Source organism: Pseudomonas petroselini (assembly GCF_045037875.1).
GTDB classification, from domain to species: domain Bacteria; phylum Pseudomonadota; class Gammaproteobacteria; order Pseudomonadales; family Pseudomonadaceae; genus Aquipseudomonas; species Aquipseudomonas petroselini.
Genome location: NZ_CP173614.1, coordinates 3,785,462 through 3,797,362, shown reverse-complemented (window position 1 = coordinate 3,797,362; position 11,901 = coordinate 3,785,462). Strand labels below are relative to the sequence as shown.

Annotated in this window: 13 protein-coding genes; 11 read left to right on the top strand and 2 right to left on the bottom strand. The window is 57.8% G+C overall.

Annotated elements, in window-relative coordinates; all coding sequences use genetic code 11:
- The first annotated feature begins 5 nt into the window (after positions 1-5).
- On the top strand, positions 6-2,114 hold the full coding sequence (gene traD, locus ACI512_RS17360; RefSeq protein ID WP_231808356.1) for a type IV conjugative transfer system coupling protein TraD: 2,109 nt from the start codon (positions 6-8) through the stop codon (positions 2,112-2,114).
- A 90-nt stretch (positions 2,115-2,204) separates the two neighbouring features.
- Positions 2,205-2,936 carry a TIGR03747 family integrating conjugative element membrane protein gene (locus ACI512_RS17355; protein ID WP_074845639.1) on the top strand — a complete coding sequence of 244 codons (732 nt, stop codon included), beginning with the start codon at positions 2,205-2,207 and terminating at the stop codon, positions 2,934-2,936.
- Positions 2,937-3,018: 82 nt separating this feature from the next.
- Here ACI512_RS17355 and ACI512_RS17350 read toward each other — a convergent pair whose 3' ends face one another.
- Positions 3,019-3,666: a hypothetical protein gene (locus tag ACI512_RS17350; RefSeq protein ID WP_405121230.1), complete on the bottom strand. Its 648-nt coding sequence runs from the start codon at positions 3,664-3,666 to the stop codon at positions 3,019-3,021.
- A 57-nt stretch (positions 3,667-3,723) separates the two neighbouring features.
- Positions 3,724-4,188 (bottom strand): hypothetical protein, encoded by a 465-nt coding sequence (locus ACI512_RS17345; RefSeq protein ID WP_231808358.1) that lies wholly within the window; start codon positions 4,186-4,188, stop codon positions 3,724-3,726.
- Between the two features lie 214 nt (positions 4,189-4,402).
- Between ACI512_RS17345 and ACI512_RS17340 the strand changes: the two genes are divergently transcribed.
- Genes ACI512_RS17340 through ACI512_RS17300 form a run of 9 tightly spaced genes read left to right on the top strand, consistent with a single transcriptional unit; the run spans position 4,403 to position 11,870 of the window.
- Positions 4,403-4,738 (top strand): RAQPRD family integrative conjugative element protein, encoded by a 336-nt coding sequence (locus ACI512_RS17340; RefSeq protein WP_074845644.1) that lies wholly within the window; start codon positions 4,403-4,405, stop codon positions 4,736-4,738.
- Positions 4,735-4,974, top strand: coding sequence for a TIGR03758 family integrating conjugative element protein (locus ACI512_RS17335; RefSeq protein WP_231808359.1), 240 nt, complete (start codon positions 4,735-4,737; stop codon positions 4,972-4,974). Before ACI512_RS17340 ends, ACI512_RS17335 begins: the two co-directional genes overlap by 4 nt.
- A gap of 17 nt (positions 4,975-4,991) precedes the next feature.
- On the top strand, positions 4,992-5,363 hold the full coding sequence (locus ACI512_RS17330) for a TIGR03745 family integrating conjugative element membrane protein (RefSeq protein WP_074845650.1): 372 nt from the start codon (positions 4,992-4,994) through the stop codon (positions 5,361-5,363).
- Positions 5,364-5,370: 7 nt separating this feature from the next.
- Positions 5,371-5,784, top strand: a complete 414-nt coding sequence (locus tag ACI512_RS17325) for a TIGR03750 family conjugal transfer protein (RefSeq protein ID WP_074845653.1) — start codon at positions 5,371-5,373, stop codon at positions 5,782-5,784.
- On the top strand, positions 5,781-6,422 hold the full coding sequence (locus ACI512_RS17320) for a PFL_4703 family integrating conjugative element protein (protein WP_074845656.1): 642 nt from the start codon (positions 5,781-5,783) through the stop codon (positions 6,420-6,422). The genes ACI512_RS17325 and ACI512_RS17320 overlap by 4 nt, the downstream gene beginning before the upstream one ends.
- Complete coding sequence (locus ACI512_RS17315) at positions 6,419-7,231, top strand: TIGR03749 family integrating conjugative element protein (protein ID WP_080488444.1); 813 nt, start codon at positions 6,419-6,421, stop codon at positions 7,229-7,231. The genes ACI512_RS17320 and ACI512_RS17315 overlap by 4 nt, the downstream gene beginning before the upstream one ends.
- Positions 7,221-8,738 (top strand): TIGR03752 family integrating conjugative element protein, encoded by a 1,518-nt coding sequence (locus ACI512_RS17310; protein ID WP_074845659.1) that lies wholly within the window; start codon positions 7,221-7,223, stop codon positions 8,736-8,738. The genes ACI512_RS17315 and ACI512_RS17310 overlap by 11 nt, the downstream gene beginning before the upstream one ends.
- Complete coding sequence (locus tag ACI512_RS17305; RefSeq protein WP_103392439.1) at positions 8,701-9,117, top strand: TIGR03751 family conjugal transfer lipoprotein; 417 nt, start codon at positions 8,701-8,703, stop codon at positions 9,115-9,117. The genes ACI512_RS17310 and ACI512_RS17305 overlap by 38 nt, the downstream gene beginning before the upstream one ends.
- Complete coding sequence (locus ACI512_RS17300; RefSeq protein WP_405121229.1) at positions 9,117-11,870, top strand: conjugative transfer ATPase; 2,754 nt, start codon at positions 9,117-9,119, stop codon at positions 11,868-11,870. The genes ACI512_RS17305 and ACI512_RS17300 overlap by 1 nt, the downstream gene beginning before the upstream one ends.
- The last annotated feature ends 31 nt before the right edge of the window (positions 11,871-11,901 follow it).

Below are 11,901 nucleotides of genomic sequence, written 5' to 3'. Positions count from 1 at the left end.
AGGTTATGGCCGAGCATGCGATGGAGTCCAAGCTTCGGCCAGCGGTGGAGCTGTACACCGTAGCGATCTGCTTCGCTGCCGCAGTGTTGTGCGTGTACTTGCCCTGGGCTGTGGCCCTGTCACCCGAGATTGGGCTGGTTGCGGCGCTGGCCTATGCGCTGTTCGGCCTTATCCGGCTTCGACAAGCCTGGGAGGTGCTGCGCTATCGGCGCAATATCCGTCGTTTGCCCCGTTACGAGCTGACCAGTCGACAGATTCCGATCAGCCGCAAGCGTCTGTTCATGGGCCGCGGCTTTCGCTGGACCCGCGTGCACACCCAGCGCCTGGTTGAAGCTCAAGATCCAGCGCTCGCCAACTATGTAGACCAACCGGCGAGCTACCGTCTGGCGCGCGGACTCGAACGGCGCCTGGAGCATGCACCGTTTCCTCTCTCGGCATTGGCCCGTGTCACCGCCTGGGACAGTGCCTTCAATCCGTTGCGCCCTTTGCCCCCATTAGGTGGCTCGCCGCTGTTGCATGGGGTCGAGCCCAATGAAACGGAGGTCAGTCTGCCACTGGGCGAACGGGTTGGACACACCCTGGTGCTTGGCACTACTCGTGTAGGCAAGACGCGACTTGCCGAGGTGTACATCACTCAGGACATTCACCGCGTTGAACATGAGGTGGTCATCGTCTTCGATCCGAAGGGCGATGCCGACTTGCTCAAGCGCATGTACGTCGAAGCCAAACGCGCCGGGAGGGAAAAGGAATTCTATGTTTTCCATCTAGGCTGGCCAGAAATCTCCGCGCGCTACAACGCAGTGGGGCGTTTCGGGCGTATCTCGGAAGTGGCGTCACGCATAGCTGGGCAACTCAGTGGTGAAGGCAACTCAGCGGCCTTCCGTGAGTTCGCGTGGCGCTTCGTCAACATCATTGCCCGGGCTTTGATCGAGTTGGGTCGGCGTCCGGACTACCTGCAGATCCAGCGACATGTGGTCAATATCGATGCATTGTTCATCGAATACACCCAGCAGTTTTTCGCCAAGACCGACCCAAAGGCCTGGGAGGTGATTGTCCAACTTGAAGGCAAGCTCACCGAAAAAAACATTCCCCGGCACATGGTGGGACGCGAAAAGCGCGTGGTGGCCATCGAGCAGTACCTGGCGGCCAAACGGGTATTTGATCCAGTAATGGACGGACTTCGTTCGGCAGTGCGCTACGACCGTACATACTTCGACAAGATCGTTGCCTCGCTACTGCCGCTGCTGGAGAAACTCACCACCGGCAAGACCGCCCAGTTACTGGCCCCCAACTACACCGACCTGGATGACCCGCGGCCGATCTTCGACTGGATGCAGATCATCCGAAAACGTGGCATCGTCTATGTCGGCTTGGATGCACTGACCGACGCCGAGGTGGCCGCCGCTGTGGGCAACTCCATGTTCGCCGACTTAGTCTCTGTAGCCGGCCACATCTACAAACACGGCATCGACCATGGCCTGCCCCAATCGGACAACAACAGCAGCGCCAAGCTACCCATTAACCTGCACGCTGACGAGTTCAACGAATTGATGGGCGATGAGTTCATTCCGCTAATTAACAAGGGTGGCGGTGCCGGCATCCAAGTGACGGCCTACACCCAGACCCTCAGCGATATCGAAGCGCGCATAGGTGACCGTGCCAAGGCCGGCCAAGTCATCGGTAATTTCAACACCCTGCAGATGCTTCGCGTGCGCGAAACCGCCACCGCTGAACTGCTCACCCAGCAGTTGCCCAAGATTAACGTGCTGACCAAAACCCTGGTGTCGGGTGCCACTGACACCTCCGATCCTGAGGCCAATACGGACTTCACCTCGTCCTCACAGGACCGTATCAGCAGCACGAGCGTGCCGCTGATCGAGCCTGCGCACATCGTCAGTTTGCCAAAGGGACAAATGTTCTCCTTCCAGGCCGGTGGGCAGCTCTGGAAAGTGCGCATGCCATTGCCAAAACCCACTAACGACGATGCCATGCCCAAGGACCTGCAGGAGCTCACCCAGCGGATGCGGGCCACCTACAACGAGCAGGCAGGGCAATGGTGGAGCGCAAGCGGTGGCGGCCCAACAACCAACTTCGATCTGGATCAGGTGGGGTAGCCCGCCCCTGCCTCGGATTTCGATTCAGCAGAAAACTGTCCAGAAGGCGTCAAGACGACATCAACACTGCAGCGCGCAATGGAGTGAACGATGGCGAGTTCCGTCCGGCCCACGCCGCCACAACCGGTCCAGCGCCCGGGGTTGATCATCTCGGCGATCAGACTGATCCTGCGCATCATCGGCTTGCTGATCGCCTCGTTGCTGTTCTCGATCTTCATAGAGTTCGCCGGCCTGCTGCTGTTCTGGGGCGATCAGGGTTGGCGACACAGCCAGGCCATGTTGAATAGCGAATTGGGATGGCTCAGCGAGCACTTCAAAGCTTCTCTCATCCTCCAGCAACCTGGACATACGATTGGCCGTTGGCTGGATTTCCTCAATCAGTGGCTGCTGGTCAAGAGTGGCTTTGCAGACTTTGCCCGGCAGGCGCGGATCTTGAGCCAGGGCAACGGCTTCTGGAGCGGGTTTAACCAGCTCTACGTGAGCATCGAGGATTTCGTGCTGGCGGCGGTGTACGTGGCCTTTACCTTCGTGGTGCGCCTGTTCATTTTGATCCTGGCTAGCCCCTTGTTTCTGCTCGCCACGCTCACCGGTTTTGTCGATGGCTTGATGCGCCGCGACTTACGCAAATTTGGGGCCGGCCGGGAAAGCAGCTTTGTCTATCACAGGGCTAAGCGGGCAGTTATGCCACTACTAATCGCGCCCTGGATCATTTACCTATCCCTCCCCATAACGCTCAATCCAGTGGCCGTTTTTATACCTTGCGCCGTATTGCTTGGTGCGGCCATGAGTATTACAGCAGCAACGTTTAAAAAATACATTTAAGATAATGCGCTTCACTATTACTCAAGCAAGAAGTTTACGTCAACTTTAGCTGGAAAGGCGACAATCCCAGTCTATACTAGCATTAATCTACCCTTAAACTTGAAAAGAACCACAAATTAAAATAAATCACTCTCACTACACCTAGCAGCCAAGAACGGGACCTCATGTTGTTCTCCCCAATTAATGACACCGATGCGGTTGCTGCCTTTCCTCCCGCAAGAAAAGAAATAATACAAAAGAGAAAATATTTTAAATTCTCATGCTCATGCGTCAATTTAACCTTATCAACCAACTTTCCCAGCCTGTCATACAACTTGCTTACACGCTCTCCGTGACTAGATAGCGGAATGTAATATTTATGCCCAAACTCCTGACTATTTATCATTAAATGTGAAGGCGTTTCACGACAGGCTCCATTTAAATCAGCACGGGAACAGAAATAGGTATTGATTCTAGCGATATCCCCGGGTGCGGGTAACGATTGCAACCAGGAATCCCCATATCGTCTTAGCTCAGGCTCATTCCCAACAATGTTAAATGAGAGTATTGAGAATACCTTAGCGGCGGATTCACAGACCGCCTTTTCGTTTTCGGAAAACGAGGAATGAACCAGGCAGTATTCTTTCAAACCTTCATAGCGACCTTTATAAAACTGCAAGTAATCCCCTAGTAGTTTATTCGTATCTGCCATTTGCTCCCGATCAGACTTTGCTTGAGAGTCAACAACCAAGTACATGCACCCTACGAGACTTAACATGCACCACAAATGATCATACCCGTATTTAAACTATGGACTTTTAAAGCAGTTAGCCAGAATCAATACAGCCGACCACCCAAAAACGAAGGCGATCAGAAAATTCATTCCACTGCTCCAGAAACCGCCTATGTATCCTGCCCCCAAATGAAATTCCTCGGGTATGAGCAACCACCAACTCGGAGAAATACCGATTAAGGATAAAACCCCAGGCAAAAATACTACTACCAGGCTCGCCAGACCAGCCCCCCGCCCCAGCACGAATGCGCCCCTAACAAATATTAAACTCATAAAAACAAAAAACATGAAGAACAACAAAGAGATTGTTTTCACACCAGCGACGGGACTGAGATTTAACAGAGGGTATGGTATACCCGGCTCATATATACTATTAAAATAACCAAACCATCCTATTCCTTCAAGATTCTGCGCCACACCGTAAGAGGCGATGAAAGACACCCAGTAATACGGTTTTATAAATACGTAAAACCACTGCATCAGGCCACTCCTCAAAAAAGCCAGGCTCACGTGTACCACTGAAGGGTAGCCCCACCAGCTCGTCTTTCCCGTCAAAGCGGATGTAGGCCATACCAAACCAAAATACCTGACAAGGTCAATCGCCATTAAAAGCGATTGCCTCCGCCTCAGTTTACCTGCGGCTTTAGCTGGTCATTTCCACAATCCTGCACGTATGAATCCAGAGCCAACCGCCATGCTTACGCCCTTCATCCCTCGCCCTCTGATTTCCATATTGTTCCTAGCATCTGGTTGTGTCAGTGCAGCACCCAGCCATGAGCAAATTGCGATTAGCCTAATCCAAAATCAACTTGAAATTACGGAGCGCCTCGCTGATCGCGCGAATTTAACAAACACAACCGATGCACAAGAGCGCTATCGGTTCGATTATCACCAATTGATTCAAGACATCCAGCGTATCCGTCAAGGTGTACGGAGCTATCTATCCCCCTCTCGTGCGCAGCCCCGTGATCCCGCCGAAATCGTCGGTGATTACCGCCTAGACACTCTGCCTGCGGAGCCTTCGCCATGAGCATGACCGACACCCAGACCGCTGCATTCCAAAACGCCTCCGGCTTTTCGGCACAGAGCAGTTCGACACTTTGGCTGTCCCTGCTTCTCGTCCTGGCTTTGCTTTGGTGTGCCTGGGTGATGTGGACGGCTTACAGGGGTTGGGCCGCCGGCAGTGTGCGCTTTGGGGCCTTCGGCGGCAGCATCGCGCGCGTCTTGCTCGCCCTACTCGTCCTGATGTTCTTCACCTTGTCCTAATCCAGGAGATCGCCGCCATGCTCAAGTACTTTGCCCCCCTGAAAAACAACCTGCGCGATCGTGCCAGCCAGCGCCTGGTCGGTCTATTGTTGGTGCTCGGTCCAAGTCTCGCTTTTGCCGAGCTGCCCACTATGGAAGCCCCTTCGCGCGGCGAAGGATCCGGGTTGATCGAGACGATCAAAAACTACGCCTACGACGGCGGCATCCTCCTCGGCCTGCTGATCGCCCTGCTCGCTTTCTTGGGTGTGGCCTGGCATTCCCTGACTGTATATGCCGACGTGCAGAACCAGCGCAAGACTTGGAAAGACCTCGGCGCCGTCGTCGGCATCGGAGCCTTGCTGGTGGTGATCATCATCTGGTTCCTGACCAAGGCTGCCGCGATTCTGTGAGATCGATATGAACGACACTATCGAACGCCTTGCCGACGGCACCTTGGTCTTTCTACCAGAGCGACTCAATCGCAATCCTGCCGTACTGCGCGGTTTAACCAATGATGAGATGTGGGTAGCGCTCGGAACCGGCGCCGTCATTGGCCTGCTGCTGGGCGTTCCTCTAGCGATCGCCACCGCCTCCATTGCGGTGGCGCCGACCAGCATGATCGCAAGCATGGCGGTGGTGTTATTTGCCGGTGGCACACTATTGCGTCGGGCCAAACGGGCTCGCCCCGAGACCTGGTTGTACCGCAAGCTCGAATGGACACTCACCAGCCGTTGGCGCCTGGGTCGCAGCAGTTTGATCTTGCATTCCGGCGCCTGGACGGTCCGCCGTTCGCGTCGACTGCGCCCTGCCCTGTCCCGGTGGCAGCCATGAGCCGATTTCGGAACAAGGTGGACGCCCAACAGGCCCATATCTTCAGCCTGCGTCTGGCGGTAATGATCCTCGCCTTGGTCTGCGCCGGACTCTGGTATGGCTGGCGCTCGGCACCGACCGATTTGACCGTGCATGTCCCCCCGGATCTGCGCTCGGGCAGCACGCGCAAGTGGTGGGATATCCCCTCGGAGAATGTGTATGCCTTTGCTCTGTACATCTTCGGTCAGCTCAACCGCTGGCCCTCGGATGGCGAGCAGGACTATCGCCGCGCCATCTATAGCTTGCAGTCCTATCTGACTCCCGCCTGCAAGGCCTTCCTCGACGGCGACTACGAGTACCGCAAGGCCGCTGGCGAACTCCGCCAGCGAGTGCGTGGCGTCTACGAAATTCTGGGCCGAGGCTACAGTGAAGATCCGGAACTCAGGGTCAAGCAACTCGATCGCGACAGTTGGCTGGTCAGGCTCGACCTCAATGCCGATGAGTATTACGCCGCCGAGCCGGTGAAACGGGTGGTGGTGCGTTATCCATTGCGCGTGGTGCGATTCGACTTGGACCCCGAACGCAACAAGTGGGGACTGGCACTGGATTGTTATCAGGGCACTCCGCAAAAAATCTCGCTGCCTGGAGGTGAGCCATGATGCAGATGTGTACCCTGGGACTCACCGTCGTACTGATGTTATGCGGTGCTGCAGCGCAGGCCGTCGAGTTGATGCGTTGGGAACGCCTCCCCCTCGCGGTCCCTCTTGTGATCAATCAGGAACGGGTGGTCTTTATCGACGAGGCTGTTCGAGTTGGTGTGCCCTCAACCCTGACAGGCAAACTGCGCGTGCAATCAACTGGCGGCACGCTGTACCTGCGCGCGTCAGAAGCCATTGCACCGACCCGACTGCAACTGCAATCGGTCATGACGGGCGAGATTATCCTCCTGGATATCGCGGCCACGCCCGGCGATCAACCGCTGGAGCCCGTACGTATTCTCAAGAATGTTCAGGGGCAAGCTACCGAGGCTGAATCTAGCGCCGCCCCTGTTCCAGAACTCACACCGATCCCGGTCGCTTTGACGCGATACGCAGCGCAAAGCCTGTACGCGCCGCTGCGCACCGTGGAGTCCCTGCCCGGTGTACGCCGCGTCCCGCTCAAGCTGCGCACCGAACTGCCAACCCTGCTGCCGACCGAAAACGTGTCCAGCACACCCATCGCCGTCTGGCGACTCGGTGATTACTGGGTGACGGCGGTGAAATTGCGCAATCGTGGTTCAGAGACGGTGCAACTCGATCCACGTCGACTTCAGGCCAAGCTGTTCGCCGCGGCCTTCCAGCATGCTTTCCTCGGGCCTGTCGGCAGCGCTGAAGACACCACGATCGCCTACCTTGTCACCCGCGGTGCCGGCCTCGAGCAAGCCGTGCTGCTTCCGCCCGTTGCGCGAGGTGTTGACGATGAAAGCTAACGCCTTGCTCAAATGGCTGGTACCGGCTGCGCTGCTGGGCGTGGTGCTGATCATCCTGAAACCCGGGGTCCCGGGTGGCAGCACACCTTCTCCAGAGCACTCAGTTGATCAGGGCAATATTCAATTATCCGCCGAGCAAGCCAAGTCGCTCGGCATTGCTGGCGATACCCCACGCGACACGGTCGCCACCCTGGTCGGCCAGGTGAAGGCCATGCGCAGCGACATGCTCGGTTTGAAGAAACACAATGACTCACTGCAGACGGAAAACAACCGCCTACGCGAGCGGGAAAGCAGTGTCGATTCGCGTATCCAGACCGCGCTTGGCAGTGTGTCCCAGCAGGTCGACGAAGGCCGCCGCCAAGCCAACGAGGCCCGACTCAAAGCGGAACAAGACAGTCGTCAGGCTCGCGGCCTGCTGACGCAATTGCAGGATCAGTTGTCGGGGCTGGCTGGCAAAAGCAAGGACATGCCGATCGGATTGGGGCTTGAGCCCGGCGACGGCGCTCAGTTCGAAGGGCGACACTCTACCAATGATGCGCTGCAGTGGATTGAACCCTCGGATACTCCGTCCACCGACGCCAGAGGCAAAACCACGACTTCCTCCGCACTCAGCCTGCCTACCGCTTTCAACTCTCTGGAAGGCTTGAAAGACAACGCGATTGATCGCAGCCAGAAACAGCTACGTGCAGTCACTAAGGGTGAGCGCGACCTGACGCGATCCGTTGATCGTACCGAAGGCGCGAAGCCGGTCTACACGATCCCCGAAAACGCCACGCTGATGGGTTCGGTCGCCATGACTGCGCTGATCGGCCGAGTCCCGGTGGACGGCACCGTGAATGACCCTTATCCCTTCAAGGTGCTGGTCGGCCCGGAAAACCTGACCGCCAACGGCATCGACCTACCGGACGTCGCAGGGGCCGTGATGAGCGGCACGGCGTCCGGTGACTGGACCCTGTCCTGCGTACGCGGACAGGTCGAGTCAATTACCTTTGTGTTTACCGATGGCACCATCCGCACGGTGCCTCCGCCGAAGGCGATAGCCAGCCGCACTGCGTCCACCCCCCAAAGCTCAAACACCGACAAGATCCGCGGTGGCCTCGGTTACCTGTCCGATCCGTATGGCGTTCCTTGCATCGCCGGCGAGCGCCGCTCGAACGCTCAGCAATACCTCGGTAGCCAGAGCCTCATCACGGCGGCCGGCGCAGGTGTCGCCTCCTTGCTCGGGGATGAGCGGAACAACAGCAGCTTGATCAGTTCGGGCGGCAGTACGCTCGGGGTCACCAATAGCAGTGGCAATAGCGCGCTGAATTCAATTCTCAGTGGTGGGGTCAGCGACATCCGCGAGTGGGTCAAAAAACTGTACGGCGAAGCCTTCGCTGCCGTGTACGTGCCACCGGCCGCACAGGTCTCGCTGCACCTCGACCATGAGATCACTATCGACTACGAGCCCAAGGGCCGGAGCGTTCGCCATGAAAAAGACCATGCCTCTCTGCCTGACCTGGATTAGCGTGTTCTGCTGGGTTCTGTCGGGGTGTTCCATCGACAAAGACACGCTGCTGCCCCATGGCGAGCAAACTATGATGGATATCTGGAACGGCGCCGGTTCGCGAGGTACTCAGCAGCAACTGCTGGATGCTCGACAGCAGTTACGCCGCGCGCTGGCTCAGGCAGACGTCTCCGCGGCTCTCCAGGAACCTTACACACGCACAGCGGCGAACGAGATCCGCAACCTGTTCCCGCGCCTGCCCAATCCCGATCTGGTGCTGTACGTGTATCCGCATTTGAGTGGTACCGAGCAGGCACCGGTTCCGGGTTACTCGACCGTCTTTCCGTTCTACCAACGGGTGCAGTACGCATTACCCGGTGAACGTCAGGAAGACTTGTAGTGCGTACCAGCGATACGGGCAACCGCACTTCTGCATGGAAAGCCTGGCGCCACCCATTGCGCCCTCGCGCCACCTTGGCCGATGAAGCTGCACTCTATGCGCATAACCCCAGCTTCACCGATCACCTGCCATGGGTCGAATACCTCGACACCGAGCAGTGTTTTCTACTGGATGACAACCGCTCGGTGGGTGCCGTGTTCGAGTTGCTGCCCATTGGCACTGAGGGGCGCGAACCCGATTGGTTGATGGCCGCCCGCGATGCCCTCGAGGGTGCCCTGCAGGATAGCTTTGACGAGCTGGACCAAGCTCCGTGGGTGGCGCAGTTTTTCTGTCAGGACGACAACGACTTCACTCCCTACCTGACCCGGCTCACCGATTATATCCAGGACAGCGCGCGCGCCACGGTCTTCACCGAAGCGTATTTGGAACTCAGCCGCCGTCATCTGAAGGCCATCACCAAGCCCGGTGGGCTGTTTGAGGATAAGGTGGTGACGCGCCTGCCCTGGCGCGGCAATAACCGTCGGGTGCGACTGGTGGTCTATCGCTGGCTTGAGTCTGACGCTGAGGAGACAGGACTCAACCCGGTGCAATCCCTGCATCAGGCTTGCGAACGTATTGCTGCTTCGTTGCAGGCATCCGGGGTGCAAACAACGCGAGTCGATGGCCGAGGTCTGTATGCCTGGTTATTGCCCTGGTTCAATCCGGCACCCACGCTCACCGATGAGGCGCCCGAGGAGTTCTACCGCCGCGTGACCTATCCGGAGTCGGGCGACGGCGAGTCGCTAGAACTGCCCTTCGATCATGACTTCGCCGAGCGCCTGTTCTTCAACGAACCGCGTTCGGATGTGCAGCGCGGACTCTGTTTTTTTGACGATCAGCCCCACCGGGTCATGGTGGTGGACAAACTGCGGCGGGCACCGTCGATTGGTCAACTCACCGGAGAAACCCGCAAGGGCGACGCGGTGAACGCTCTGTTCGACCAGTTACCCGAAGGCACGGTCATGAGTCTGACCCTGGTGGTCAAACCGCAGGATGTACTCGAAGATCAGTTGAACCGCCTGTCGCGAAAAGCCATCGGTGAAAACCTGGCCTCGACCCAGACCCGCCAGGATGTCGAAGAGGCTCGTGCAATCATCGGTCGCCAGCACAAGCTGTACCGCGGCACCCTGGCGTTCTACCTGCGCGGTAACGATGAACAGCAATTGCACCAGCGCTCGGTCAGCCTGGCTAACGCACTACTGGGTGCGGGCCTACAACCGGTACGCGAAGGCGATGAAGTCGCCGCCTGCAACAGTTACCTGCGTTGGTTACCGATGGCTTACAACCCGGCCCGCGACACGCGCAACTGGTACACCCGCCTGATGTTTGCCCAGCACCTGGCGAATCTGATTCCGGTGTGGGGCCGCAGCACCGGCACCCGCCACCCAGGTATCACCCTGTTCAATCGTGGTGGTTCGCCGTTGAGTTTTGATCCGTTATCACGCCTGGACCGAGCCATGAATGGTCATCTGCTGTTGTTCGGCCCCACCGGCGCCGGCAAGTCGGCCACTCTGGTCACCCTACTGATGCAGGTCATGGCCGTGTACCGCCCTCGCCTGTTTATCGTCGAGGCCGGTAACTCATTCGGCTTACAGGGCGACTACTTCGCGACACAGGGCCTGTCAGTCAACAAGGTCCAATTGAAACCTGGCGCCTCGGTCAGTCTCGCCCCGTTCGCCGATGCTTGGCGCCTGGTCGAGCAGCCGGATCAGGTCGCGAGTCTGTCAATCGATGAGCTGGACGATGAGGTGGTAACCACTCGCGAAGACCAGCGCGACATTCTCGGTGAATTGGAGATCACCGCCCGGCTGATGATCACCGGCGGCGAGGCCAAGGAAGAGGCGCGCCTCAGTCGAGCCGATCGCAGCTTGATCCGCGAGTGCATTCTCGATGCGGCGCAGACCTGTGTCGCGGCGGTTCGCCAGGTACTGACCCGCGACGTGCGCGACGCGTTGCTGCGCGTCGCCGCCGACCCGCACTTACCGGAGAAGCGTCGTGAGCGTGCCCAGGAAATGGGTGAGTCCATCGACCTGTTTTGCCAGGGATTCGAGGGTGAACTGTTCGATTGCGAGGGCACGCCTTGGCCCGAGAGCGATGTGACCATTGTCGATCTCGCCACTTACGCTCGCGAAGGCTATGAGGCACAGATGTCCATCAGCTACATCAGCCTGATGAACACCGTGAACAACCTTGCCGAACGCGACCAGTACCTGGGCCGACCGATCATCATGGTCACCGACGAGGGCCATATCATCACCAAAAACCCGCTGCTGGCGCCATTCGTGGTCAAGGGAACAAAGATGTGGCGCAAGCTCGGCGCTTGGTTCTGGCTGGCGACGCAAAACCTTGCTGACTTTCCCACTGCCGCGCAGACCATGCTCAACATGATCGAGTGGTGGATTTGTTTGAACATGCCACCGACCGAAATCGAAGAGATTGCTCGTTTCAAGAAACTCACGCCAGCGCAGAAAGCCTTGCTGCTCTCCGCCAGTAAGGAGCCGGGTAAATTCACTGAAGGGGTCTTGCTATCGAAGAAGCTCGAAACGCTGTTTCGGGCCGTGCCGCCTAGTCTTTATCTCGCCCTGGCTATGACGGAGCCCGAGGAAAAAGCCGAGCGCTGGACATTGATGCAGGAGAACGGCTGCTCTGAACTGGAAGCAGCATATCGGGTAGCTGAACGGATCGATAGAGCGCGAGGAATAGAACCAGCATAGGGGAATCTATTCAGGCCTCTCGCTCTGAAGC

Bases quoted from the DNA above. Each gene is read 5' to 3' on its own strand.
- ACI512_RS17320 (WP_074845656.1), top strand. From the start codon at position 5,781: ATGAGCCGATTTCGGAACAAGGTGGACGCCCAACAGGCCCATATCTTC.
- ACI512_RS17330 (WP_074845650.1), top strand. From the start codon at position 4,992: ATGCTCAAGTACTTTGCCCCCCTGAAAAACAACCTGCGCGATCGTGCC.
- traD (WP_231808356.1), top strand. From the start codon at position 6: ATGGCCGAGCATGCGATGGAGTCCAAGCTTCGGCCAGCGGTGGAGCTG.
- ACI512_RS17335 (WP_231808359.1), top strand. From the start codon at position 4,735: ATGAGCATGACCGACACCCAGACCGCTGCATTCCAAAACGCCTCCGGC.
- ACI512_RS17325 (WP_074845653.1), top strand. From the start codon at position 5,371: ATGAACGACACTATCGAACGCCTTGCCGACGGCACCTTGGTCTTTCTA.
- ACI512_RS17310 (WP_074845659.1), top strand. From the start codon at position 7,221: ATGAAAGCTAACGCCTTGCTCAAATGGCTGGTACCGGCTGCGCTGCTG.
- ACI512_RS17315 (WP_080488444.1), top strand. From the start codon at position 6,419: ATGATGCAGATGTGTACCCTGGGACTCACCGTCGTACTGATGTTATGC.
- ACI512_RS17305 (WP_103392439.1), top strand. From the start codon at position 8,701: ATGAAAAAGACCATGCCTCTCTGCCTGACCTGGATTAGCGTGTTCTGC.
- ACI512_RS17345 (WP_231808358.1), bottom strand. From the start codon at position 4,188: ATGCAGTGGTTTTACGTATTTATAAAACCGTATTACTGGGTGTCTTTC.
- ACI512_RS17355 (WP_074845639.1), top strand. From the start codon at position 2,205: ATGGCGAGTTCCGTCCGGCCCACGCCGCCACAACCGGTCCAGCGCCCG.
- ACI512_RS17340 (WP_074845644.1), top strand. From the start codon at position 4,403: ATGCTTACGCCCTTCATCCCTCGCCCTCTGATTTCCATATTGTTCCTA.